This is a genomic window from Marinomonas sp. S3726 (genome assembly GCF_000967665.1).
GTDB lineage: Bacteria > Pseudomonadota > Gammaproteobacteria > Pseudomonadales > Marinomonadaceae > Marinomonas.
In genome coordinates this window covers 96,911-123,041 of record NZ_JXYC01000020.1, presented here as the reverse complement: position 1 = coordinate 123,041, position 26,131 = coordinate 96,911, and the positions used below count along the sequence as shown (strand labels likewise).

Here is a 26,131-nt window from a genome sequence, read left to right as displayed (position 1 = left end):
TAGGAGCGCTTTTTTTATTTCAGAAAGACATTCATAAGCTTAAAAAAATCGGTTCAGAAATTATAATTAATCATTTATAAATCAATACATTAGAAAAGCATTACTTAAAGTCATGCTAGTTTGAATTTAAGTGATTTTTAAATTAATTAAGGCTAGTTCACTCTTGGCGGGTCTTACGATAAAGCCATTTTAACCTGCTCAATAAATAAAATAATAATTGGAAGATCATATGAAAAACATTCGCCCTATTACGTTTTGGCCAGCCTGTATTGGCTTGCTGCTAACAGTAATATATACCATCTTGGATAAACAAAATTTCATTGCTGCTACCTCAGCAATCAATACGGCCATCATAGATAATCTGTCTTGGTTATTTAACCTCAGTGCACTCTTTCTAGTGGGTGTTGTTGCTTATGCTTTTTTCGCACCGGTTAGCAAAGTAAAAATTGGCGGTGAAGGCGCTAAACCTATGCTTTCACCGTTTCAGTGGTTTGCCATTTCACTAACAACCGTTATCGCTATGGGGATATTATTCTGGTCTGTGGCTGAGCCTATTTTGCATTACCACACACCACCTGCTTATCTTGGCATTACACCAGAAAGCCCAGAAGCAATGCGCTTTTCCATGTCTACCATATTCGTACACTGGACTATCACTCCCTACAGCATTTACACAGTGGCAGGCTTAGCCTTTGCCCTTGCTTTTCATAACCTAAAACTGAACTTTTCCATCGGCTCCATGTTGCGCCCTTTATTAGGCCGTTGGGTTGACGGTGTTGGCGGTCAAATCATCGACGGTCTAGCGCTGCTATCGGTTGTATTAGGTATGTCAGCCACTTTGACGTCTGGCCTACTTGTAATTGCCGATGGTATGAACTCAGTATTAGGCATTGAAAAGAGCCCTTTCATTTACGGCCTCATCGCTATCGCGATCATTGGCTCCGCCATTATCTCAGCAGCATCGGGCCTATATCGAGGTATTCAAACTCTAGCGCGTATTAATACTTGGTTATATTTTATCGGTGCAGCCTTCATTTTCGTTGTTGGACCAACCGCTTTCATTCTCTCTCTTGGCGTTGAATCTCTGGGTGTTTATCTGTCTGAATTTTTCGCTCGTAACCTAGTCACTGGCGCATCAGGTAACGACCAATGGCCAGGCTGGTGGACAGTGGCTTTCTTTGCCAGCTGGTTCGCTTGGGCACCTGTCAGCTGCCTTTTCCTCGGCAAGATTGCCCGTGGTTACACAGTTCGCCAATTCATCATCGTTAATATGTTACTACCTTCTGCATTTGGTTTTCTTTGGTTCAGTACCTTCAGCGGTTCAGCGCTTTTCTTCGATACCACCATGGGCGGCATCATGTATGACGCTTATCAAGCAGATGGTTTTGCGGCGGTTATCTATGTGCTATTCGATCAACTCCCTGGCAGCACCTTACTTAGTGGTCTGTTTGTTTTTGCCTGCTTTATTACCTTTATCACAGCCGCTGACTCAAACACGGATGTTATTGGTGGTCTTTGCACCAAGGGTAATAACTCTGAAAACCAGAAATCCCCTCTTTGGGTAAAAGCGCTATGGGGCAGCGCAATCGCTTTTGTGGCTTGGATTAGTGCTTCTTTCATTGGTGTTGATGGCGTCAAAATGCTGTTCAACCTATCCGGTTTGCCCGGCATGTTAATCGTCCTCGGCTCAGGTTTTGCCTTTATTCGCCTGGCTCAGAAAGTCGAAATCAATGGTCAAATTGTTGAGATCAAACCTTCGACACTTGCTGCTCTTGAGTCTCCAACCAAGGCTCAGACGTCAGGTGTCACAACCCCTGCTAACTAAAGCAAACCACTTATTAAGATCAGGTGTCTGAGCACAAACTTGGACACCTTGTTAGGAGTTAACTATGCAATACGTTCGTCTTGGTCAATCCGGCCTAAAAGTTTCTCGCCTCTGCCTTGGCACCATGAACATGGGCTCAAAGGATTGGAAACCTTGGATTTTTGATGAAAAGGAAAGTGAGCCAATTATCCATCACGCGCTCGATAACGGGGTTAACTTTATCGACCTTGCGGACTTTTATTCCATTGGAGCAGGCGAAGAAGTGGTGTGTAATGTGCTTAACCGTATTGGTCGTCGTGATGACTTAGTGATCACCACCAAGGTAGGTTATGCCATGAGCGATGACATCAATGCACAAGGTCATTCTCGCAAAAATATTTTTAAAGCGATCGATGCCTCCCTCACTCGTATGGGAATGGATTATGTAGACATATATATGCTGCATTATTTCGATACCGACACTCCAGTCGAAGAAACTATGGGTGCATTGAATGATCTCGTTCTTGCAGGTAAAACTCGCTATATTGCTGTGTCTACCATGTACACTTGGCAGCTAGCTAAGATACTACAAGTGTGTGATCAAAACGGCTGGGCACGCCCTATTAATATGCAGTTACAGCTAAACTGCGCTTATCGTGAAGAAGAGCGTGAGATGCTACCTTTTTGCCAAGACCAAGGTATCGGTGTTTCCGTCTTTAGCCCTCTGGCGCGCGGTATTCTTACCAGCGACTTACAGTCTACCCGTAACAAGACAGACTTCTTTACCGCTGAAATGTATAACGACGAAGCGTCTCGCAACATTGCTCATTCGGTTGCGAAAGTGGCTGATGCCCGTGGTTGCTTGCCTGCACAAATAGCACAAGCTTGGGTTTTGAATAAACCAGAAGTGGCCTCTATGTTGGTGGGAGCAGACACTACCGCACAATTTGACAGCGCTTTAGCAGCACTTGAAATGCAGCTCACTGCAGAAGAAATTTATGAATTAGAGCGTCACTATACGCCATGTGATCTCATTAATGATTACACATCAGGAAAGCGAACACCGAGATTTTCACGTCCGGCTAAAGCGCCCTTTGCTTAAAAGTTCATGAACAAAAAAAGCGTTTGTGCTTACAACACAAACGCTTTTCTAGTGACTTTTGGCATTTAAACTTCCAGTGAAGCTTGTTGCTTTAACCATTCTGTAAAACGCATGACCTTAGACAAACCTTGTTTTTCAGCAGAGACATCAAGCCAATAACCATAAGGGCCTTGTGTACTTATCTCACTAAACTGTACCAGTTCACCTCGATTTAACTCTTCACCTATCATGTGCTTATCAATGATGGCAAAGCCAGCTCCAGATTTAAGGGCATTAATCACCTGATCCAAAGTACTAAAACCCACCCCTCTGGCCGTATCGACTAACCCATCTAGCCCTGCAGCAACCAACCAATCCTGCCAAACAGGTAGCTTTTTACCTTCGTGCACTATGTTTAATAAATTACTGCTTTCTAGAGGTAATTGTGCCGCCCTAACTTGCATATCAGGCACACAAACTGGCAGGTGCTCTTCAAGGAATAAGAGCTCACTATTGGCTTTCGCTTTCGGGCCAATACCAAAGCGAATTTCACAATCAAATAATACCTGATCATTCGGTCTGTCATAGATGCTTAATTCGAATTCAGGAAAGCTTTGTCGAAACTTGGCCAAACGCTTTACCAACCAACGTGTCGCCAAGGTAGGAGGTAATAAAATGTTAAGTTTCTGCCTTAAATTAGGGTCACGAATATCGGCTATGGCGGTTTCAATCAGGTTGAAGGAAATATCCAATTTTTGCAGCAATTCTTGCCCTGCATCCGTGAGTTCTAATTTATGGTGTAACCTGACAAATAAAGGCACACCTAAATAATCTTCAAGCTGTTTTATTTGTCGACTAACTGCCCCTTGGGTTACATGTAACTGCTTGGCAGCTAAGGTAAAACTAAGTTGTTTAGCCGCGGTTTCAAAGACACGTAACGCAGTAAGAGAAGGCAGTGAGCGCATAAATTTAAAACTCTAACTTAGGCTGAAATTAAGACCCTAAAGTCCCTTAGGATAATCCTCAAGTATACGCCTAAATATGAGCTGCTTGAATGCAAATTAACGGCATTTAAGGGAGAAAAAACACCGCAAATTATTAACCTGTAAAAAGTTTTTTTAGTAGTGAACCTTATTCAGAAAAAAGAGAGTAATAACTTGTTATTGAATATGAGATTTAGTTCATATAACCTGCCCTTCTTGCGAATTTGATGGTCAATTATTCTGTACTTTTTGATCACCCATCTCTAAAAAAATCCCTCATAAAAACAATAAATTGAAAGTGCTCTTAGATTGTTTTTTCTGTGCTCAGAAAAGATAAATTGCGCCTTTCTGACTTTTTTATTTCGTACCAAAACACTCACAAAATTAGCAGGAATAAGGACTAGGCTATAGATACATTTAGACGATAAAAATAAGTCACGACATTAATCTGATCTAACTCACAGGTTGCGAACGAGCACCTGATAACAATGAGCCTTTCTAAAAACAAAAAACTCAGCGCTTAACTTTTGTTACTTTGATCAACTTTTATTTCATTTATGCAATAAAAATGTCATCGCCGATTAATAGTATTTTGAAAAATACATCTCTTTTGCTGGGATAGGAATCCCGCAATTTGTAATCACCTACACATCAGACTTACAGGGGTCCTCATGGTCAACTTAGGCTTTAAGCAAACATTATTGCTAGCAGTGTCATTAATCATCGCCTTAAGCGTTGGTTCATCCAATTACTTTTCCTATAACGAATTTAGTCATGAACTGACAAATACCATTTATCAAAGCACGGAAGAACGCATCAAAGTCGAAGCAGAAAAACTCGAAGCTTATATCCAAGCAAAAACCCATGCTGTCGAGAAATTAGCTGATGATTATCAGCAACATCAATACCAAACAGGCCACGCAGAAAGAATGAGAATTGCCTCCCATGGAGCAGATGTCTTTGCCCTAATGATAGGCTTTGCTAATGATGATGCTTATACCTCAGCCAATTACGATACCTGGATTGATAACAAAAACCCGCCAAATTATGACCCAAGAAAACGTCCTTGGTACCAAGAAGCTATTCGTACTTCTGGCTCTATTTTTACTCAACCATATACAGGCGCAAGCACAGGCTTACTTATGGTAAGTATTGGCAAAAACTCAGGTAACGGTGTCATTCTGGCAGATATTACGCTAGAGATACTTAGCCAAACTGTCTCTGACATTAATATGAAAGGGGCCATCGCTATGATAATGACAGAGGATAATACGGTTCTTGCCAGTAGTTCACCTGTCGTTAAAACCGGTAAAAAGTTAACTGATTACAGTGAGTTATCTCATATTAGTAGAGACGTGCTAGGTACTGAAACAAACACCACAGACTATGAGCTAAATGGCACAGATAAGGTGATGTTTTCTAAGAAGATAAATTATGGCGACAAGAGCTAGTATCTACTAATTGGCCTAGATAAAAGCGTTGTCTTTAGTCAGCTTAGCGAAACAAAAAGCACAGCGACCCTTCTAACCATTACTTATGTCGTCCTAAGTACCTTGATTACCTTGTTAGTACTCACCTTCCTATACCGCCCTATCTTAGCCCTTAAAGAAACCATACTTGGTCTATCTAATGGTAATGGTGACCTAACCCATAGACTTGAGATTAACTCTAATGATGACCTTGGGCATATCGCAAAAGGTGTGAATAGTTTTGTCGAGCATGTTCACAGCCTTATCATTGAGATAGATAAAGCCTCAGGTGAGCTTAAGCATAATGTCTCAGAGTTAAAGCTTAAGTCCCACGAAAACACAGCAATGTTAGATCATCATGTGCAAGAGACAGAACTAATTGTGACTGCCATAGAAGAAATGAGTGCCACTGCTAGCACGGTTGCTCAAAATGCCAGTGATGCTGCGCAATCAACTCAGCAAGCAGCTCAAATTGGTCAAGACTCTTTAGATGTGGTCACAGGTGCTCAATCTAAAGTCTCAGATCTGGTTGATGATATGGATAGAACCGCCAATAGTCTGCAGGCCATGAGTGATGAAACCAAAGGCATCAACTCTATTCTAAATGTGATTGGCGATATTGCTGAACAAACTAACTTGCTGGCACTCAATGCCGCCATTGAAGCCGCTAGAGCAGGCGAATATGGTAGAGGTTTCGCCGTGGTGGCAGACGAGGTCAGAGCCTTGGCATCTCGCACCCAAAATAGCACATCTGAAATCGAGCAAGCCTTAACAAAACTGGTTTCTGGCAATGATACTGTGGTGAAAGCCATGGAAAGTACTAAGTCGAATTGTGATGAGGCCTATCATAATACCGATAAGGTAAACGAGAGTATTAACAAGCTATCTACCCATGTTCACGATATCACAGGCTTAACCATGCAAATTGCGACCGCCGCAGAAGAGCAAAGCAGCGTGACTCATGAAGTTAGCCAAAACATGAATGCACTGAACGGCATAGTCAACCAACTAAATCGCAACAGCGAACAAGCCTCTAGCCAAACCGAAAACATCACCCATGTGAATGAAAGATTGGCGTCGATCGTTAATCAGTTCAAACTTCAGTAATGAGGATAAGAGTAAGCCGCAAACTGGCGGCTTACTCTCTTATTTGGCTCTTCTTTCTTGCTTTATTCTTGCTCTGATAGCACTCAAGCTCGGTTTATTGAGTATTAGGTTGAGTCCCAAACTCTTTATATATTTTATTGATAAATAAGTCTTTTTGCTTAATGTTTACGAGAAAGTTAGCCGTAGTCACAGCAAAAGGTAATTGCACTATGCCAGACTCTTGGCCTGTGGGAATTAAAGCCATTAAAGGGTTAGTTTTATAAAGCTTTGCCTTTTTGCCTACTAATTCAGCACAAATTACTTTCGCTAAATGGGCCCCTTGTTGATTCGCGAGATAACCTAATTTGGCTTCCCCTACTTCGGCAATATCCCCAAGCGCATAGAGAGTTTTATGCCCTAGTACGCGAAATTTATCATCTACTTTGACATACCCTTGGGCATTCAAGGCGTCAGATAAATGAGCCTGTAAAAACTGGTTATTTGGTTTTACCCCAATCGCTTCAAATACTAGATCAAACTTGCTTACCTTCCCGCTTACCTTATCCAGATACTCTTCGTTTTGTCTTTGGTATTTGCGATTAAATTCAATGGTGACGCCTTGCTGTATTAATTGCTCTTTCGCCTTACGTTGCGCTTTCGGCTTAAAGCCTTCTAATAAGGCTTTACCCGAATGACTCAAGGTCACTTTTTTATCAGGGAAGGAAAAAGCAATCTCACCCGCTAATTCAACACCTACAACACCGCCTCCCATAACCAAGATAGAATTAGCCGCTTGTAAAGCATCATTCTGGCTAGCGAACTCTTGGTTACGCTGCTCTAGGTTCAAAGCCGCTTGGGGCTTGGCAACTGTCATACTCGGGTAGTTTGTACCTGAGGCAATAATGGCACGTTTGAATTTAATCACATCCCCATTGGCCAATAGAGCTTGCTCATCCTCTAGTTGCTCAACACTGGTTTGTACAAATTCACTTTTCAAAAAGTCCTGATAGCGCTTTCTGGCTCTGTTTTGAGTTTTACCTGGGTCAGTCAAGTTTCTAAGATTAGCGAAGGTCACTTCAAAGTAATCTTTCTTATCCACTAGTATGGTTTTTATGCCCTTTTCTACGAGTTTTTGTGCCGTACTAACGCCAGCAAAACCACCACCAATAATGAGTACATCTGTCGTATTTATCATCTTAAAATCGCCTAATTTCTTGCACATGCCCTCATCTACCAAGAGAGATACACATGCTAAATGTCTAATGACTTGCATCTTAAGATGTTACATTTTTGCTGTAAATGAGCGATTATACGCATTAGGTGTGCATAAATATGACACCTAAATATTGGCCTTAAGGAGTCATTCAGCATGGATAAATGAAACGAAATCAGAACCGCTTACAAGCTAGCTAAACTCAAAACCTTAAGTGCCACGGCACAAGATATGGGCGTTCATAGATCCACTGTGATGCGACATATTGATAGCCTAGAAGAGGCTCTCGGCGTTACTCTTTTTCAGCGTAATGATAAGGGCTATATCGCCACAGAAGCTGGCTTAGATATTATGCGTTTGGGTGAAATTACAGAAACTCACTTCGCCCAATTACCCAATAAGTTAAAGCAAAATGATGAAGCCTTAGAAGGCAGTTTAAGCATTACCAGTATCGCTGACATTGCCAGCATGATAATGCCTAGCATACTGAGATATCAGCAAAAATACCCTAAGATGCGGATAGATTATCTCGATGATATTCGAAACTTTAAACTCGAATATGGTGAAGCGGACATTGCCATTCGCGCAGGCAAAAAGCCCACCACACCCGATAATATCGTTCTGCCTTTAATTCAAGTCTCACTCACGTTTGCAGCCCATAAATCCTATATCGAAAAACATGGTCTACCCAGCCTAGAGACACTCTCACAACATCGATTTGTCGCTCTAAAAGATAGACCGAATCACCTTGTTTGGAATGAATGGATTTATCAGAATATCGCCGATGAAAACATCATTTTTAAAAGCGCTAACCACCAAGTTCTCGCCCAGGTTATCAGTAAAGGTGGCGGCATTGGCGCTATGCCAAAGCACAGCCTTGAACAAATTCCAGATCTTGTTGAAGTCCCTACCCCAGATGACTGGCAAGTGTCCATCTGGGTACTCGTTCATAGGGACATGTATAACATGCCTAAAATCAAAGCCTTTATTGATCTATTAAGACAAGATGAAGACATGTTACTGACCCTAGCTTAGTGGCTAAAAAGAGACTTAGCTTTTCACTTGGGCACGTGTCTTTTTAGCCGCTTCAATAAAGGCTAAATACACCTTTTTCTCCCCTTCGCTTATTTGATATTCAGGATGCCATTGAAAGCCCAAACAAAAGCGTTGGCTTGGGATTTCTATCGCTTCAATAATGTTATCTTCTGACATGGCACTGACCATTATCTCAGGAGACAAATCCTTCACTGCTTGGTGATGCACACTATTAACGCTGACCTTTTCTTTACCAAATAAATGATACGCCTTAGTACCAGGAATAAAATTCACCGTATGAGCCGGTACATTATGTGGCAAAGGCTGCATGTGTTCTTGACTGCCTTCTACCTCTAGTCGAATATCTTGAATCAGCTTAGCGCCCTTAATGACAGCAAGAATTTGCATGCCGCCACATATGCCTATCACAGGGATATTGCGGGCTAATGCCTCTTTAGCTAATGCCAGTTCAAACTCGGTACGGGTGTCTTTGGTTACCAGCTCACCCTCTATTTTGTCCTCCCCATAAAACTCTGGGTGAATGTCATACATGCCACCACTAATGATGAGCCCATCGAGCTGATCTAAATAGTCATTCACTGCCGTCACTTCGTGCGGTAGACACATGGGCAAACCACCTGCTTGTGTCACCGCAGAACAATAGTTCTCCCTTAATGCATACCAAGGCTCATGGGCGTAAGAGGGTTCGTTTTCAATGTCTAATGTGATTCCAATAACTGGCTTTGTTGTCATTCGATTGTTCCATTTAAAATAAGTAAATTTGCTTTATCAGACCCTTAATTTGTTACTTGGATATTGGCTGATAGCCTAAAACCAGTTCGGGTAGGAAAAGCGATAAAGAAGGAATAAAGGTCGTGAGAATGAGCACTGGAATATAACCAAAACAGATCAATATCATGGTGTAGCCCACCATTTTTGGCAGTGTGGTATTACCGATCAAACCCGCAAAATATAAAATGGGGGCTGTAGGTGGTGTAATCAGCCCCATACCTAGATTAACCCCAACAATGGCACCAAAATGCACTGGGTCTATGCCTAAACTCATGGCGACAGGTAACAACATGGGAGAGGCTAATAACACACCACTGATATCATCAAGGAACATACCAATCACAAGTAAAAACAGATTAATCAGTAGTAACAAAACAATCTTGTTATCACTAATGCCAAGCATGAATTCAAGTACAGTTTGAGGCACATTTTCCATGGTCCACACCCTTGCAAGCATGGAAGAGAAAAACACTAGTATCATTAATACCGCAGCAATTTGGCCAGTTTTCCAAGCCACTTCTGAAAAGCCTTTTAAGTCCAACCCACGATAGATAAAAATCGCAACGGGAATCGAATACACCACGGCAATCGCCGCCGCTTCAGTCGGTGTGGTGATACCACCATAAATGCAACCAAGAATAATAATCGGCATAGCCAAACCAAAGGCGGCACGCTTGGTTTTAAACCAAACATCCAAGGCCCCTTCTTTTAGGCTTGGTGGAGGCAATTCAATTAACGGCATTCTACGAGTCAGAAAGTAATTCAAAACACTGAAGCAAGTAATCAACAATAAAGCAGGAATAATCGGCGCTAAAAACATGGCGGTGATGGACGTATTAGTCACCCAGCCATAAAGGATCATGGAAGAACTAGGGGGAATCAGCAGAGCCAAAACCGATGATGCCGCCACCAGTGCCGTGGCATAGCCTCTGTCATAACCTCTTTCCACCATTTTAGGAATCATGATGGAACCAATAGCCGCCACAGCCGCAGTCGACATACCAGAGATAGCGCCAAAGATTGCTGTTGAGAAGACAACAACAATGCCTAGCCCGCCCTTCACTCGTGCCATCATACTTTCAGCAAGATCAATTAAGCGAGTCGCTATCTTGCCTTCTGTCATTAAACCACCGGCAAAAATGTATAGCGGAATCGCCAACAAAATAAGTGAAGATAATTTAGTAAAACCTGCTGAGATTAAAAAGTTAGCCTTATTAAAGTCTCCCATAACAAAGAGGAACAAAGCGGCTGCGGCAAAACATAAAGGCGCAGGCACACCAATAAACAATAAGACAACCAATATCAGGGCATCTATTAAGATTTCTATACTCATGATTATTTACTCGGATCAGGCGTGTTGTTCGGCTTTTCATCTAGTGTGACTAGGGCGACATAATCTTCTTTTTTGAGAATAAAAATGACGCGCCTAATGACTTCTATCATGGCGTAAAACACCATCAAACCTAGGCCTGCCACCATGGCAAAATGGACATAATAAAGGGGTAATCTAAGTTCTGGAGATTTGGGAACTCGCTTCACACTCCACTGGAAATACTCCCAGCAAAGTAGCAAGATCCAGCAGACCAAACACAAGGTGATAATGGCAACAAAGCACTGAAACTTATCCTTCAAGCTTTGGCTCGGGAGGATAAGATCCATCACACTTGCCGAGATATGATTGCCCTTATACACACCATAACCAGAGCCGATAAAATACAGCCAAACAGCAAGGTAAGCGGCGATTTCTTCAACGCCATAAAGTGGAATATCAAGAAAGTAGCGAATGAATACCTGTACGAAGATAAGCAGAGAGATGATAGTGGTGCTCACTCCCATTATGAATCGTTGCAACACAAGTAATGCCAGATGAATTTTTTGCAGGGAGAATCCTGTCATAAAAGACTCCAAAGAGCTGAGTCAAAAGGCAAAAACCCAACCTAATGGCGCCTAATGACTCAAGCTAAGAACTAAAAAAGCACTCAGACAAAGCACTGAAAATAACCGTTAAAAAATGATGCACCCTACTCAAGCGAGGCGATGAGGCAGGATGCACCCAAGTGCTTAAACTTATTTAATCCCTAAGCTCTCTTTCAATTTAGCCATGTTCTCCGCGCCAATTTCATCTTGGATTTTTGGCCAAACATCACGTCTTACAGCATTAGCCACTTCGGCTAACTCTGCATCTGTCAACTCAACAACTTCGATACCTTTATCTCGCATTTGCTGTAGGTATTTTTCATGCTCTTGCTCAGCTACGGCAAAACGCTCTGCTGATAGATCAGAGGCAATCTCTGAAATGATGTCTTGTTGCTTGCTAGATAGGTTTTCAAATCGTGATTTATTCACGGCGATAAAAGACACCTCAAAGTGGTCATTGTTCTGTACCCACATTTTGGCGATATCGGCAAAGTTGTTCATTGCAAGCTCTGGTGTTGCGCCAATTGCGCCATCTACCACGCCTGTTTGCATAGCCGTGTACAAGTCAGACCATGGAATTGGGGCAGTCTGATAACCTAGTCTGTCTAATAGGGCTTGGTGTGTTGTGCCACCGGGCCAAACACGAATCTTAAGACCTTGATCAGCATTAGGGTCTCTTGGCTTAGGCGCGGCCTTGGTATAAACAATGCCGCCCATGCCAGATACAAAAGCACCTAAAATTTTAATATCTTGGTGAGCAAGGGCTTGGTTGATAGTTTCATAAATCACACCACCTTCTGAAAACGCCTTCTGGCCTGATTCAAAATCTAACGCCGCATATGGAAACCACTGAAGTGCCAGCACATCGTTAAAGCCATTGGTTAGAGGCTGGATAGCCAAATCAATCGTACCTTCCATGACTTGTTCATGTACCTCAACCCAATCACCTAATTGGCTTGATGGATAAACTCGAATCTGAATTTCATCTTGGCTGGCTGTTTGAACTCTTTCGGCAAAAGAGTTAGCAAATTGAACAACCGTAGAGGTTGGTGGCTCAATCGCAGACAATCGCATCTTTTCGACCGAATAAGCCGACATAGAAGACAAAAGTAATGAAGCAGTAAGTGTCAGACCTGACAGGGTTTTGAATGGTTTATATGTCATAGCGTGTACCTTTATTGTTGTTTAATGTCGCCCTAGCAGATAGTGCTACCTGCTAGTTCGTGGTGGCTGCCAGACATTAGAGCAAAGCAATATACTGCTGCCCATTTCGCATAAAGATCAGCAAGATGCATCAGGTGCGTCGCCCCTATGCTACTAATGCGTCATGTTTTTATTGCGCTTGAGGAGTATAGTTAGATTCAGTTCTTAGCCATCAATTTGATGAATCACAGGAAATGACTTTTGGATTTTGTCGAAAACTTAAAATTACTCTGCACTCACTATTCATCCATCGCAGAAGTGTGTCGAAAAATTGGTATCAACCGTACTCAATTTAATAAATACCTGAATGCACAAGTTCATCCTTCCAAATCCAATATTCGTATTATTTGCGATTTTTTTGGGGTGGAAGAATTTGAAATCATGATGCCCCATGATCAGTTCAGACAGCAGGTACTGCCTAGTAAGTCAGACCCTAGGCAAGAAAATGATTTATCCGCATTTTTTGAAAAAGCTAAGCTTTTAAAAAGTGCCTCATCTGCCACACTGACCCGTTATCTGGGTTGGTATTATGAGTATTATTTTTCCCTAGGTTATCCAGGACAAGTGTTTCAATCTCTAATTGAAATTCGTCAAGACGCCACAGGTCTAACCTATAAGCGTTATGAAAGACTCATTAACCATGACCAATCCCATGAGAAGGTCACCCATTGCTTATATGATGGCATCGCCATTAATTTATGTGACCGAATTTTTCTATTGGATGTGGAGTCTTTAACAGAAAATGAGATCACACAAACCATTCTCTTTCCCTCTTATCGCAGCCAAATAAAACATCTACATGGGCTTAAACTTGGGGTGTCATCACGTAGCCACAGGTCCCCTGCTTGTACTCGGGTGTTATATGACTTTATCGGTAAAAAGATCAACTTCAGGCAGGCTTTTAGAGAATGTGGGCTTTATCAAAAAGAAGACATTGATGCCGCTATTTTAGACGCCATCAATAACGATAAAAACCCAGAGGACCCACTCTTTTTTGCCCGAGGTGAATAGAGAACAGCTAAGCAGATTTGAGACATTAGGCTCTCTTTGGCAAATGAATGCCAGCTATCATGCAACGCATGCTTCCACCTGAAAGTTCGACCGTGGTTAACGGCACACTTAATAAAGAAGCATGTTTCTCAATGGCTAAAACCTGCTCTGAGGTGAGGCAATCTAAACCCCTTTGCGACATGGCTAAATAACGCCCTTGCGAGCCTGTTAATTCAATGGCATTACCCGCAAATTCAGCCACTTGCTGATTACTCAATAAAATAAGCTTTTTACCACTGGCTTTTAACGAGTGAATAACATGGTTTCGCGCTTGTTCTGAGGCGATCAGATCCGCACCCAATAAGGCAAAATCAGTGCCGATACTTAACATGACATTGGTATGATAAACCGACTGCTTGGCTTCAGTATTTGTCTCAAAAATCACTGGTGTTAAACCCAACAAATGACATGCCTCGTGAATCAAGCCCGCATCAGCACGATTAGACAAGCCAACATAAGCTAGATGATTGATATGATCAATACACAAAACACCTGTGCCTTCTAAGAAGCGACCTTCCTGCTCATAATGGGATAAATCAATCTGCTGATTGATCTGAAATCTGGCAGACAATAGCGCCTCTATTTTAGAGTAAGCCGCTTTTTCCGTGCGTCGAGCAGGTGAAAACATAGGATAAATAACACTTGCTCCACTGCCGTGAGTTGAAAACCAATTATTGGGGAAGATGGCATCAGGTTTAGCAGGTATTGCCTCATCTTGAAGCAGATTAACCTCAACCCCAACCTCGGTTAGAGCCTTCACTGTGTGATCAAACTCTGCCTGAGCACTTAACAAGAGCTTCGCATATCTTGCCTCTGGTAAAGCTTTTGATTGAAAAGCATTACAGGTTTGAGTATCGGGATTAGGGTAAAAAGCACTGGGCCTTACCATTAACACTGTCTTTGGTGCTTGTATAGAATCCTTCACCTTGCTTCCTCATCTAAAATTTCAAAACTAAAAAGAGCACTTAAAAGTCTAAAAAAGCCAGGCTCTGCTCACAATAAACAAGCTGATCAACTTGTTTAACAAAATAAACATAGTGATAATCGAAACAAACAACTTGTATATAAAGGCATCAAAGTGGACACGATTGATAGACAGATTATTCAGATTCTCAGAGAAGACGCACGCAAACCTGTCACCTTGATTGCCGAGGTATTAGGCCTTTCTCGCTTAACCATACAAAAAAGAATTAAGAGTCTAGAAGAGCAAGATGTCATTCGAGGTTACACAGTACGTACTGGGGCTAATTATGAGACAGAAGAATTCCGTGCCCATGTACTTGTTGAGGTGAAAACCAACCTAAACCAAGGTTTATTAGGCTTTTTAAAAAGCTTTCCCGAAGTTAATACTATACATAGCCTTGCTGGCAGGTTTGACGCCAATATCATGCTTGAGGCAGAAAGCTCAGAGAGGCTAGATAAGTTACTTGCTAAGATACTTCAACACCCAGAAGTGATCTCAACAGAGACCTGCATTTTACTCGCCACCAAGCTAGATAGATTACCAATAACCTATTGATTACAGGGATATTCTCAAGACGCTATTTAAAAGACACTGTTTTTTAATAGAGCTGACACAGTTTATCCAAGATAAAATAGGCTTCTTTTACCATGGCAGGATAATCATAAGGAGACAGCTCTAAAGCATCGTTGGTGTGTAATGCAAAGTCCACTTGGAAACCCAGCCTAGCGCTATAACAGCCATCCAGATCCAGCTTTTTCTCAAGAAAAATAATCTCAAGGGCAGATTTGAGCGTTTGCGCTTTAAAGTAATCTTCACCTAGCTTGCCATAACCTTGGGCGATGATATCGTCCATGGCAAAATCCAATTGCTCCACCGCGCCATAAGCTAGCCCATAATCTTGCGTGCTTTGCAGGAAACGAAGGGTATTAATGACTTCTGTGATGACATTGAAACGACTATGTTCGGCCTTTTCCCCTGACTCATCTGTTTGATCCATTGCAGCTGCTGGCAAAGGCAGTATTAACAGGCTGGTCATAAAAAAGGCAATTAGATATTTGAAGGTCATCAACTGGGGTCCACTTAAAACTTACACCGATAATCTTAAAGGGATTCAGCTAATAAAGGTATCTCTTATGCTTTAAACCGCCTCTTGCTAAGCCCTTGTTAAGCCATTCATTCAAGACTTAACAAGGGCATTCCTTAAGCAAACAGGATATTAAAGGTGAAGCCTGCGAAAACCGCCATACTAAAAATAACCACTAAAAAGGCGACTAGCATAGGCCAATGGAAAAGGCGTTTTAGCAAAATCAGTTCAGGTAAACTTGCGCCACCACTACCAATTACCAAAGCCATAACAGCGCCAATACTCACCCCTTTAGCTAAGAAAGAACCTACCAAAGGCAATAAGGTAGAGACTCGAATATAAAGCGGAATACCAATTAAAGCAGCGGTTGGTACTGCCGCTGGGTTATCTGCATTCGCTACTTGAGAGAAAAACTCAGCCGGTACAAAACCGTGAACCAAGGAGCCAATCATCATGGCAATAACCATATAAGGCAGCATAGATAGGAATAAAGGCCAGGTCTCTTTCCAAGCCGTTTGCCAAATGTTTGGGGCTTTTTTACTAGCAGAGCAATCTGAGCCAGCACAACTACTTGCCTTAGTACTTGGTAATAACATTTCTTGTTTGATAAAACGGTCAAAGCCCAGTGTCTGTAATAGAACCCCTGCAAGTACAGACACAACCAAGGCCAGAGACGCATATAAAAGCGTTATCTTAAACCCTAAAATTGGCACAAATAACGCAATCACAATGGGGTTCAATAAAGGCGAAGTAAATAGAAAAGTAATGGTCGGCCCAAAGCCTGCTCTGGCTTTTAATAAGCCGATTAACATAGGGATAGTCGAGCAACTGCAAAAAGGCGTAATCGCTCCTAAGCCTGCAGCAGTGATATAACCACGGCCTTTTTTACCACCCAATAACGCCTGAATCTTATCTGCTGGCAGCTTTTGGTTAATCACAGAAACCAGATAACTAATAGCAAGAAAGAGTAAGGTTAGCTCAACGAATAAGTTGATAAACATGTGCAGGGAATCCATAAGCATTGCCTGCATGTCACTTGTTAGGCCCAAACTAGATAGATCAATCATAATCACCTTCTCGTAAATCTTTTTGTTTAAAGTTTATCTTTCGAAAACACTTAAATATTTTTAAAAATATCGAAATATAATTTTAAAAAAAATGACCAACGACTTCTAAGCGTTAGGCCATTTTTTTGTTATCGATATCTATTATCTGAAACCTATAAGCAGCTAATTTAGCCCCTTACAAGGTACAACACTCATCTTCCAGGTAGCTCATCACTTCACGAAAAGCATCCAATTGAGCCACACAATATAAGCTGCGCCCTTCTCTGTTTTGTTTAACCAAACCCACAGAAGTAAGCCTTCGAATATGGTGCGAGAGTGTTGGTCCCGAGATATCCAAATGTTGTTGAATATCACCCACGACTAGTCCTTTATCTCCCGCTTTGACTAACAAGCGAAAGACAGAAAACCGAGTTGAGTGGCCTAACTCACATAAAATATTAGTAGCGTTGTCTTGATTCATATTGGCAGTATGGATCAAGATATATAATATTTCAATACTTTTAGAAATATTAAAATATAATAACTTAAGAGCAAATGTTTAATTCGATTCATAGAAGTTATAACTTTGTTACAACAATAAAACACTTAATTCATTGCCAATTAGTTATAACAAGGTTATAACTATATAAAATTAATGAGGTACTTCTTATGAAGGTTCAACTTAAAAGTTTAGGTAATAGCATTGGAGCAATCATTCCAGCCGCTTATATTCGCGAACTTAACCTTATAAAAGGCTCTGAGGTAGATATAAAATTAGATGAAGGGCGCATTGTTATTGAGCCAATTAAGCCAAAAAAGAGGCAGCTTAAATTTACTGAATCTGAGCTTTTAAAAGATTTGACCCCTTATTCAGCTCATGCTGATGAAGTTGCCCATGTCTCATATAAAGAAATGGGGGATGAATGAGTAACTACATCCCCAAGCGTAATGATATTATTTTTATCGATTTTGAGCCGGTTAAAGGCAAAGAAATTGGCAAATATCGTCCCGCTCTCGTGCTTTCCAGCCTTGCCTATAACAAATCAACAGGGTTACTAATTTGCTGTCCGATTAGTACAAGCATTCGTGGTGGTGCAACAGAAGTCCCTGTCAATAACCTAGATAAACCCTCTGTTGTCGCTGCTAGTCTAATTCAAACCCTATCTTGGAAAGATAGAAAAGCTAAGTTTGTTGCTCAAGCTGAAACAGAAGTCATGGACGAAGTTCTCATGCGAGTCATTCCTTTGATTGGGGCTGATATATTTTTTAACGAGTAAAGAAGTAAAAAGCACCAAGTCTTATCCATTACTCACACTTAAACTTATCCGTCATGGTTAACAAGTCTTTAGCTTGCTCACTTACCTGCTCAACGTAATCCAATACCTCTTGGCTTTGTTCCTTATTGCTGGAGACGTTTGAGGCCACTTGGTCCATGTTTTCGGCTATCATCTGGGTCGCTTTTGACGCTTCATCTATGCTGATGGCAAGCTCTTGATTACGCTCGTTCACATCAAAAACCAAGCCTTTGATTTGCCCAACAGCGGTTGCAGCTTCATCACCTCGCAGTTTGCCATTATCCACATGATCGCTGCCCTCTTGCATGACTTTTAACAAGGACTGAATACTCGTATGCATGGCACCGATAATGTCATTGATGTTTTGTGTGGCGTTGACGGTTTTCTCGGCAAGGCTTCTTACCTCATCTGCCACCACAGAGAAGCCACGGCCAGCATCACCCGCACGGGCGGCTTCTATCGCAGCATTCAAGGCAAGTAGATTAGTTTGCTCAGCCAAACCATTGATCATTTCGGTCACCCCATCTACCTTGCGATAGGTGCCTTCAAGTTCGCTTACTTGCTCATTAAGATGCTCAAAAACTTGGGCTAATTGACCTAAACTGCCAATGGCATTGGTAATCACCTCACCCCCTTGTTCAGCAGACTCATGGGCTTGCTGTGTCTTTTGTTGAGCCAGATTCGTCGCACTTGCCATATTAGCAATGGTGGAACTGATCTCTTCGGTTGCGACCGCTACAGATCCCGCTTGCTCGTTAGTCTTGGTGCTCTTTTCTAGCATGTGTTGCAACTTAGAGGATAAGTCACTGGCCCCAAGGTCAAGGCTTTGGCTGGTAGAAGTCACCCGATTGAGAATTTGGTTAAGTGAGGATGTCATTTCATTAACCGCTATACCCACCTTGTCGAGCTCATCTTTACGGTCCTGATTTACCACCAGCTTCTGAGTTAAATCACCCTCAGCAAGTTGGTACATCACCCCTGACATACGCCCCAAACTGCCTACCAAACTTCGGCTCGTCGCAATTAATAAACCGACCACCAACAAGGCTACAGCAATCGCGACACTAAAAATTTGTGTCTGAGCTTGGTCACTCACCAAGCTAGCATCCTGCTTTGCCAGAGTAAGTTGTTCGCCAAAATAGGCATTAGACAAGAGCACGCCTTTAGCCAGGGTGTGATAGGCTTTTTTGGCCTTTACTGCTTGCTCATTCATACTAAACACAGCGGTTGCAAGTTCGGTTAACAGGCCCTCAATTTCGCTGATATTAGCGCCATATAATTCCTCAAACTCCATCTCATAGGTCAGTGTTTTAAACACTGTTAGGGCAAGCTTCATCTTTTGATATTCAACCTCATTTCTCTGATCCATAAAGCCTGTAAAGCTTTGCTTGAGCTCGGCAAAAGGCTTACGAAAATTGGCAAATAAGTTTTCTTCTAAGGCGCTAAAGCTTGTTTGCATTTTCGCTCTTAAACCGTCTTCGGCACTGGCTCCAACTTTTTGATTCTGAACAAGCCAAAGCATTCGACTAACAGTAAAAGCCCCAAGTGATAATTGAATATCGCTGACGATTTGCGCTTGCTCGATAGGCGCCTTTTGTACAATTTGATCTAGCTGGTCTTTATAAATTTCAGGCAAGGCTCTGAGTCTGCCTTCATCGGTATTCTGATTAATTTGCAGCACTTCAATTTGCAGGTCTTTGAGTAGGTTCGCATCATAGCTAATATCATCAACTCGTTTTGAGGCGATTGCTAACGTGCTTAACACATTGGATGAGAGTACTAGCAACAAGGAGAAACCCATCAGTGCTAAGGTGATAACTGTGTAGAGTTTATGTTTTAAACTTAAGTGAAATAACATCATGGGTTTCTCCTGCATTTATCACATTGAATAAATTGCTTATTTTAAATTAAAGTTTGGCGCTCTTTTTTCTAAAAAAGCGGCCATGCCTTCTACTTGATCAGGGCTTGAGAAGCTCAAACCAAACTGATCACTTTCCATGATGCAGGCGTTATCTAGAGGTAAATCCTGTCCTCTTTGTACAAGTTGTTTAATAAGTTGCAGGGAAGTCCGACTTTTACTCACTATGTCTAATGCCATTTCCATCCCTTTTGTCATCAAGGACTCTTGAGGAAAGATATGATTTACCAAGCCAAAGCGTTGGGCTTCTTCCACCCCAAAAATACGCCCTGTATAAAGCAGCTCTAAGGTCATTGGCCGGCCAACAAGACGAGTTAATCTCTGGCTGCCACCAAAGCCTGGGGTAATACCCAAGTTAATTTCAGGCTGACCAAATTTGGCATTGTCTGAGGCTAAAATCAGGTCACAGCTCATGGCTAATTCACAGCCGCCCCCTAAAGCAAAGCCGTTCACCAGAGCGATCACAGGGAAAGGTGCATTTTCTAAGCGTCTCAATACACCTAGCCCAAAGGCAGAGAAAGCCTTAGCTTCAAGGGCGCTGAATTGGCGCATTTCTTCGATATCCGCCCCAGCAACAAAGGCTTTATCGCCAGCACCTGTGATTAATAACAAGCGTGTATTCTTATCTGCTTCCAGCAGATCTAAAGCCTGACTTATCTCTTCTAAGGTTGCCCTGTTAAGCGCATTTAACACCTTGGGGCGATTAATCGTCAGACGCACAACACCAGCTTCGATCGGCTCAAGTAAAATATGTTGGTAACGCATTACTTGCTCCTAATAAGTATAAAAACCACGGCCAGTTTTACGGCCTAAATAGCCCGCATCTACCATTTGCACAAGCAAGGGACAAGGACGATATTTGCTATCATTAAAGCTGGTATATAACACCTGCATTATGCTCAAACAGGTATCTAAACCAATCAGGTCTGCAAGCGCCAAAGGTCCCATGGGGTGGCTCATACCAAGCTTCATCACCTCATCAATATCCTCTGCTTTGGCCAAGCCTTCATGCAGGCAAAAAATGCCTTCGTTGATCATGGGCAGCAGAATTCGATTGGCCACAAAACCCGGTGAATCCTTCACATCCACCGGTGTTTTTCCGATTTCTTTTGCCACTTGGGTGACCTGATCAAACACCGCATCTTGAGTTTGCAAACCGCGTATAACTTCCACCAGCGCCATCACAGATACTGGGTTCATAAAGTGCATCCCTACTACGTTTGAAGGGCGCTTAGTCACAGCCGCAAGACGCGTAATAGAAATGGAAGACGTGTTGGTGGCTAAAATGGCATCTGGATGGCAGATATCATCTAACTGTCGAAAAATACTTTGTTTAATGCTCTCTTGTTCGCTGGCAGCTTCTATCACTAAATCCGCTTGTGCCATTGAGCTAAGCTCTGTTGAGGCTGAGATATTCGCCAAGCAGCCTTGCATCTCATCTATAGTGAGCTTTTCTTTTTTGATCAATCTTTGCAGGCTGGTCGCTATGCCAGATAAGGCCTTTTCGAGGGCTTCGCCGTTTAAGTCAAACATGATGACTTGATAGCCAGCCTGAGCACAGACTTGGGCAATACCTGCCCCCATTTGTCCTGCACCCACTACCCCAATTTGTTGAATGTTCATGCGTTATTCCTTACCGATTTCTTAGCAATTGCTCGCTCTTTATTCACTCTTTATGAGAGAAGCCTTACCAAGAACATTGAGAATTAAAAAAGGCGCATGGCATAACGCCATGCTCCCTGTAACCAAGGCCTTCTCGTATTAAGCTAAGGGAACGAGAAGGGCTAAAAGGGTTACTAAGACCGAAATTTGAAATTTATAAGCACTCTGTTGTGCATGGTGATTGGCTCATGGCTTTTTATTCATAGAGAGCAACATACAATTCACGGCTTCAAGGTGTTCTGGCTCGTTATGACACATACCTTGGTAGCTAGCGCACACATCTAAAAAGTCTTTTAATTCCGTGCGTTGTGCCATTTTCATCAAACGCTTAGTGAGACGTGTGGCTTTAGGTGGTTGGCTAGCAATACGCTCAGCCAAAACTAAAGCGGCTGGCATTAACTGATCGGGAGCGACCACATCCAAAACAATACCTAGGGCTTTGGCTTCGTTGGCATCAATTACACGGCCAGTGAGGGTGAGTTCAAATGCTTTTTGATAGCCAATCAAGCGCTGCATAAACCAAGCGCCGCCATCCCCAGGGATAATACCAAGGTTTAAGAAGGTCTCGCCAAACTTGGCTTTTTCAGAGGCGATCCGCATATCCGCCATATTGGCTAAATCAAAGCCTGCGCCTATAGCAGGTCCATTAACCGCCGCTATGATAGGTACTTCCACTTCTTGCAAGGCCAACGGAATACGCTGAATACCCCGACGATAACGCTCTTCACACTCGGCCACATCGCCCGCAAAATCGCCAGCACGTTCCGCCATATCCAAAATATTGCCGCCAGCGCTAAAAGCTGACCCTGCGCCTGTCATCACCAGCACTGACACGGCTTTTTCTTGATTCACCCAGCTAGCCGTTGTCACTATGTCATCAATCAAGTGAGAGCCAGTCAGTGCGTTGCGCAGATCATGACGATCAAAAGTTAATATCGCCACCCCCTCTTCAAGGGTTAACTTAGCGTCTTTTAATTGCGGGATTTGATAGTTTTGTGTCATCTTTATTTCTCCTGAGAAACAATGATTCTGGCATCGACAATGGCATAAGCTTTGTCGTAGGCGATCACAGGGTTAAGGTCTAATTCGCTAATGTCTGGGTGGTTTTCCACAATGGCTGAGACGGTTAACAAGAGGTCAACTAAGGCATCTTTGTCTAGAGGTAATTCTCCTCGAACACCGTCAAACACCTTGCTAGCTTTGATCTGATCTATCATGGAAATGGCGTCATAACGACTAAGGGGAATGGCTCTAAAGGACACATCTTTTAATATCTCGACAAAGATGCCACCTAGCCCAAACATGAGCACTGGGCCAAAGATTGGGTCTTGGCTCATGCCGATAATGACCTCTGTTCCTTTGCGGGCCATTGGGGTTATCAAAACACCTTCAATATCTGCATCGTCGTTATAGGCAAGACAGGAAGCCAAGATGGATTCTCTGGCGGTATAAAGCGCGTTTTTTCCAACTAAGTTGAGTTTCACTCCACCCGCATCGGATTTATGCAGTATGTCTTTGGACACCACCTTCATCACCAGCGGGATATCACCAAACTCAGCAAAAACGCCCTCTAACTCACTTTCATTACGCACGATAATTTCTTTTGCCACCTCAAGTCCGTAAGCACTCAGCAAGTTTTTCGCTTCATACTCAAACAAGTCTCGCCCTTGGTTCTTGGCATTGGCTAGACTATCGGCACAGGCTTGATTGATCGTTAAAGGGGCTTTTCGTGCTTGACGCTGATTGTTTTTAAGATAAGCGCCACGCTCACCTAGGGCTGACATGATCTTGACCGCATGTTCGATAGAGGCATACACAGGCAGGCCAGCTTGGCGTAGTTTCTCAAGTGGCTCAGGTTTTATATGAGCATAAAGACTGTCGATAATCAGAGGCTTATCTGTCTTTTTCGCAAGGGCTATCATCTCATCCGCACATTGTAGCTCTTCTTCGATTAACTCCTTGGCAAAACGAATACCGTACCCACCAAACATGCCAACCAAAAAGACCATGTCAACGTTCTTATCGGCGACAAGTATCTCCATGCATTTGGATAACAGACCTGGCGCCGCATCTGTACTACCCGCCACATCAATGGGATTCACCAAGGAGGCTTGAGGAAAGAGAATTTGGCTTAAAGCTAGGCGTGTCGCAGGCTCAAGTTCAGCCAGTTCAAGGCCAGCTTCAGAGATACGATCCGAGGCAATGGTTGCTTGTCCACCACCATCGGCAAGCACGGCGACACGCTTGCCCGAAGCGTGTCGCATCAAACCTAAACCTTCGGCAACAGGCAGAATTTCATCGGAATTTGCCACCACGCTGACACCCGCTTGCTGAAGAAGATCCACTGTCATCTGATAACTACCGGCAAGTGCCCCCGTATGAGAACTCGCCGCTTTCTGACCTGCTTCTGTACTGCCAGATTTATAGACAACAACCGGTTTTAACTGGCTAGTTCGTTTTGCTTCGTCTAAAAAGGCACGGCCACCTTTAAAGCCTTCCACATAGAAGGTCGCCACTCCTGTATGCTTATCACTCCCTAGGTAAGCCAGATAATCAGCAAAGCCAACATCCGTTTGATTACCTGGGCCCACATAGGTACTAAAGCCAATATGACCATTCGATTGCGCTTCTAATGCAAGGGATAACAGCATGTTGCCAGACTGAGAAATGATGCCGATATCACCGGCTCTAACATTATCTAATGCTAGTAAGTTCACCTTTTTATGCAGATTAAAAAGACCAGATGTATTCGGCCCGATAACACGAACCCCAGCCTTTTTTGCAGCCTCTAACACTGCTTGCTCTAGCTTAGCACCGGCTTCATTCACCTCACCAAAACCACTGGCAAGAATAATCGCGCCTTTAACCCCGACGTCACCACACTCTTTGATCAAAGAAGGGATGGTACTTGCTGGCGTACAAATCAGCGCCATATGCACACCTTCAGGAATCAGGTTCACAGAAGCATAAGCAGGTTTACCTAAAATGGTGTCGGCTTTTGGATTAACTGGGTAAATATCCCCTTGGTAACCGCCGTCTATTAGACCCATCATGGCCTTATAACCACGTTTGGTTGGGTCATTCGATGCCCCTACTATGGCAATCGAATCTGGCGCAAGCACCTGCTCTAATGAAGAAAAGGATTGGGTGTTAAATTGGGTGTTAAATTGTGTGCTCATGCTTAACACCCCTTAAACTTAGGTGCGCGTTTTTGTGCAAACGCATCCACACCTTCTTGCCAATCTTGCGTGGTTGTACACACAAACACCGCATCTAACTCATGGATGAGCTGGGCATCTAGATTGTTATAAGAGGCTTGATTTAACAGCTTTTTCGCAGACCTCATGGAAACAGGTGCTTTGCTTGCCAGCTCAGAGATAAAATCTTGGGCGCTTTTCGCAAGTTCATCTGTCCCTACGGCCTTAGTCACTAAACCAATACGAGCCGCTTCTTTGCCATCAGTCTTGTTACCTAAAAAGATCAACTCGCGGGCTTTTGCTAACCCCACCAGACGAGGTAAAAACTGAGTCACACCGCCGCCAACACATGTGCCTATGCTGATTTCAGGGAAACCTATTTTGGCCTCTTCCGCCATGATGACAAAGTCACAAGCACATGCCATTTCAGCACCTGCGCCTAAGGCATAGCCATTTACCGCAGCCACAACTGGCTTATCTAATTCAAAGATGGTTTCACACACATCATTACCGAGCTGTAGATATTGGCGACGATCAAACAAACTACGTTCACCTGCCCCATGCTCTTTCATATCCGCACCGACACAAAAGGCGCGGCCTTCACCTGTCAGTAATACCGCACGTACCTCTTCATCCGCTTCAGCATGAGCAAGGGCAGCAATTAACTCTTGGTAAAATAGTTCCACCACAGCATTTAGCCTGTGTGGGCGGTTAAAGCGAATCTCTACATAATTCGCTGCTTTGTTATAAATTAGGGTTTCAAACTTCATGGTTATCTCGCATTTTTGAATCAAAGCAACCCCTCTCGCCCTATTTGGAAAAGGTAAGGCAAAAGTAGGATGGGATTTAGGCTTAATAAAAAACGAGAGGAACTAGTCGGTATTACCGCGACGGCTCCAATGGCCAGGCCGCATCAAGATAGGCAACTTAAGCTGAAACACAGATAACAGAAATACCATTCCCTTTATCAGTGACAGTCCTTGAGTAGAGGCCTTTAAAGGTGAGAATAAGCGCTGAGGCAAGGATAAGAGCAAGCCCCTTTTTAAGGCCTTTAGCCTAAAAGAGAGCGTCAACTTGCTTAATGTTTCATTCAATCCTGACATACAAGATTACCCACAGCGTTATTTTTTTAATTGTTAGATAAACTATAGGACTCTGCTTGGTGGCTCGACAATTTCGCAATCAGTCAAAAACTGACGCAAGTTGACGCTCATTCAGCGCCAAATCACTCACACCTAGCCTGTCATTCATACCAGCGCACTCACAATAAAGGCACCATTAAAGTGCAACGCCTATCCGATTAAATGAGAAAAGCAAAAACGAGTCTTTTTA

The 26,131-nt window shown here is 42.8% G+C and carries 25 protein-coding genes; 9 read left to right on the top strand and 16 right to left on the bottom strand.

Annotated elements, in window-relative coordinates; genetic code table 11:
• The first annotated feature begins 229 nt into the window (after nt 1-229).
• Nucleotides 230-1,825, top strand: coding sequence for a BCCT family transporter (locus tag TW85_RS16580; protein WP_046018247.1), 1,596 nt, complete (start codon nt 230-232; stop codon nt 1,823-1,825).
• A 64-nt stretch (nt 1,826-1,889) separates the two neighbouring features.
• The gene (locus tag TW85_RS16575; RefSeq protein WP_046018246.1) at nt 1,890-2,906 is read left to right on the top strand and encodes an aldo/keto reductase; all 1,017 of its coding nucleotides are present in this window, start codon (nt 1,890-1,892) and stop codon (nt 2,904-2,906) included.
• A 65-nt stretch (nt 2,907-2,971) separates the two neighbouring features.
• Here the strand turns inward: TW85_RS16575 and TW85_RS16570 are convergent, their stop codons facing one another.
• Nucleotides 2,972-3,850, bottom strand: coding sequence for a LysR family transcriptional regulator (locus TW85_RS16570; RefSeq protein WP_046018245.1), 879 nt, complete (start codon nt 3,848-3,850; stop codon nt 2,972-2,974).
• 689 nt (nt 3,851-4,539) lie between these two features.
• Here TW85_RS16570 and TW85_RS26380 point away from each other — a divergent pair.
• Nucleotides 4,540-5,319 (top strand): cache domain-containing protein, encoded by a 780-nt coding sequence (locus TW85_RS26380; RefSeq protein WP_202904872.1) that lies wholly within the window; start codon nt 4,540-4,542, stop codon nt 5,317-5,319.
• Nucleotides 5,320-5,430: 111 nt separating this feature from the next.
• The gene (locus TW85_RS26375) at nt 5,431-6,444 is read left to right on the top strand and encodes a methyl-accepting chemotaxis protein (protein ID WP_202904871.1); all 1,014 of its coding nucleotides are present in this window, start codon (nt 5,431-5,433) and stop codon (nt 6,442-6,444) included.
• 94 nt (nt 6,445-6,538) lie between these two features.
• On the opposite strand, the gene TW85_RS16560 is transcribed toward TW85_RS26375, so the two are convergent.
• Complete coding sequence (locus tag TW85_RS16560) at nt 6,539-7,618, bottom strand: FAD-dependent oxidoreductase (protein WP_046018244.1); 1,080 nt, start codon at nt 7,616-7,618, stop codon at nt 6,539-6,541.
• A 192-nt stretch (nt 7,619-7,810) separates the two neighbouring features.
• On the opposite strand from TW85_RS16560, the gene TW85_RS16555 reads away from it, so the two are divergent.
• On the top strand, nt 7,811-8,671 hold the full coding sequence (locus TW85_RS16555) for a LysR family transcriptional regulator (RefSeq protein WP_272947170.1): 861 nt from the start codon (nt 7,811-7,813) through the stop codon (nt 8,669-8,671).
• Between the two features lie 15 nt (nt 8,672-8,686).
• On the opposite strand, the gene TW85_RS16550 is transcribed toward TW85_RS16555, so the two are convergent.
• The 4 genes from TW85_RS16550 to dctP form a co-directional block, all read right to left on the bottom strand.
• The gene (locus tag TW85_RS16550) at nt 8,687-9,424 is read right to left on the bottom strand and encodes a gamma-glutamyl-gamma-aminobutyrate hydrolase family protein (protein WP_046018242.1); all 738 of its coding nucleotides are present in this window, start codon (nt 9,422-9,424) and stop codon (nt 8,687-8,689) included.
• Nucleotides 9,425-9,476: 52 nt separating this feature from the next.
• Nucleotides 9,477-10,796, bottom strand: a complete 1,320-nt coding sequence (locus TW85_RS16545; protein ID WP_046018241.1) for a TRAP transporter large permease — start codon at nt 10,794-10,796, stop codon at nt 9,477-9,479.
• A 2-nt stretch (nt 10,797-10,798) separates the two neighbouring features.
• A complete protein-coding gene (locus TW85_RS16540; RefSeq protein WP_046018240.1) occupies nt 10,799-11,359 on the bottom strand; it encodes a TRAP transporter small permease subunit in 561 nt (186 codons plus the stop codon).
• A 171-nt stretch (nt 11,360-11,530) separates the two neighbouring features.
• Nucleotides 11,531-12,544 carry a TRAP transporter substrate-binding protein DctP gene (gene dctP, locus TW85_RS16535; RefSeq protein WP_046018239.1) on the bottom strand — a complete coding sequence of 338 codons (1,014 nt, stop codon included), beginning with the start codon at nt 12,542-12,544 and terminating at the stop codon, nt 11,531-11,533.
• 240 nt (nt 12,545-12,784) lie between these two features.
• Between dctP and TW85_RS16530 the strand changes: the two genes are divergently transcribed.
• Nucleotides 12,785-13,594 (top strand): helix-turn-helix transcriptional regulator, encoded by an 810-nt coding sequence (locus TW85_RS16530; RefSeq protein ID WP_046018238.1) that lies wholly within the window; start codon nt 12,785-12,787, stop codon nt 13,592-13,594.
• 25 nt (nt 13,595-13,619) lie between these two features.
• On the opposite strand, the gene TW85_RS16525 is transcribed toward TW85_RS16530, so the two are convergent.
• On the bottom strand, nt 13,620-14,558 hold the full coding sequence (locus tag TW85_RS16525) for an arginine deiminase-related protein (protein ID WP_084616379.1): 939 nt from the start codon (nt 14,556-14,558) through the stop codon (nt 13,620-13,622).
• A gap of 153 nt (nt 14,559-14,711) precedes the next feature.
• Here TW85_RS16525 and TW85_RS16520 point away from each other — a divergent pair, with 153 nt between their 5' ends.
• Entirely contained in the window at nt 14,712-15,152 is a 441-nt protein-coding gene (locus TW85_RS16520) for an Lrp/AsnC family transcriptional regulator (protein WP_052702257.1), read from the top strand.
• Between the two features lie 43 nt (nt 15,153-15,195).
• On the opposite strand, the gene TW85_RS16515 is transcribed toward TW85_RS16520, so the two are convergent.
• From TW85_RS16515 to TW85_RS16505, 3 genes are all read right to left on the bottom strand, one after another.
• The gene (locus TW85_RS16515) at nt 15,196-15,663 is read right to left on the bottom strand and encodes a hypothetical protein (RefSeq protein WP_046018236.1); all 468 of its coding nucleotides are present in this window, start codon (nt 15,661-15,663) and stop codon (nt 15,196-15,198) included.
• Nucleotides 15,664-15,797: 134 nt separating this feature from the next.
• Entirely contained in the window at nt 15,798-16,748 is a 951-nt protein-coding gene (locus tag TW85_RS16510; protein WP_046018235.1) for a permease, read from the bottom strand.
• 175 nt (nt 16,749-16,923) lie between these two features.
• Nucleotides 16,924-17,208 (bottom strand): metalloregulator ArsR/SmtB family transcription factor, encoded by a 285-nt coding sequence (locus TW85_RS16505; protein WP_046018234.1) that lies wholly within the window; start codon nt 17,206-17,208, stop codon nt 16,924-16,926.
• Nucleotides 17,209-17,396: 188 nt separating this feature from the next.
• Between TW85_RS16505 and TW85_RS16500 the strand changes: the two genes are divergently transcribed.
• Together TW85_RS16500 and TW85_RS16495 are read left to right on the top strand one after the other, a co-directional pair.
• Nucleotides 17,397-17,654: an AbrB/MazE/SpoVT family DNA-binding domain-containing protein gene (locus tag TW85_RS16500; protein WP_046018233.1), complete on the top strand. Its 258-nt coding sequence runs from the start codon at nt 17,397-17,399 to the stop codon at nt 17,652-17,654.
• Nucleotides 17,651-18,004, top strand: a complete 354-nt coding sequence (locus TW85_RS16495; RefSeq protein ID WP_046018232.1) for a type II toxin-antitoxin system PemK/MazF family toxin — start codon at nt 17,651-17,653, stop codon at nt 18,002-18,004. The genes TW85_RS16500 and TW85_RS16495 overlap by 4 nt, the downstream gene beginning before the upstream one ends.
• A gap of 28 nt (nt 18,005-18,032) precedes the next feature.
• Here the strand turns inward: TW85_RS16495 and TW85_RS16490 are convergent, their stop codons facing one another.
• The 6 genes from TW85_RS16490 to TW85_RS16465 form a co-directional block, all read right to left on the bottom strand.
• Nucleotides 18,033-19,883, bottom strand: coding sequence for a methyl-accepting chemotaxis protein (locus TW85_RS16490; RefSeq protein ID WP_046018231.1), 1,851 nt, complete (start codon nt 19,881-19,883; stop codon nt 18,033-18,035).
• 36 nt (nt 19,884-19,919) lie between these two features.
• Entirely contained in the window at nt 19,920-20,705 is a 786-nt protein-coding gene (locus tag TW85_RS16485; protein ID WP_046018230.1) for an enoyl-CoA hydratase-related protein, read from the bottom strand.
• A gap of 9 nt (nt 20,706-20,714) precedes the next feature.
• A complete protein-coding gene (locus tag TW85_RS16480; protein WP_046018229.1) occupies nt 20,715-21,563 on the bottom strand; it encodes a 3-hydroxybutyryl-CoA dehydrogenase in 849 nt (282 codons plus the stop codon).
• 225 nt (nt 21,564-21,788) lie between these two features.
• Nucleotides 21,789-22,604 (bottom strand): enoyl-CoA hydratase-related protein, encoded by an 816-nt coding sequence (locus tag TW85_RS16475; protein ID WP_046018228.1) that lies wholly within the window; start codon nt 22,602-22,604, stop codon nt 21,789-21,791.
• A gap of 2 nt (nt 22,605-22,606) precedes the next feature.
• Nucleotides 22,607-24,781 carry an acetate--CoA ligase gene (locus tag TW85_RS16470; RefSeq protein ID WP_046018227.1) on the bottom strand — a complete coding sequence of 725 codons (2,175 nt, stop codon included), beginning with the start codon at nt 24,779-24,781 and terminating at the stop codon, nt 22,607-22,609.
• Nucleotides 24,782-24,783: 2 nt separating this feature from the next.
• Entirely contained in the window at nt 24,784-25,569 is a 786-nt protein-coding gene (locus TW85_RS16465) for an enoyl-CoA hydratase/isomerase family protein (protein WP_046018226.1), read from the bottom strand.
• Between the last annotated feature and the right edge of the window lie 562 nt (nt 25,570-26,131).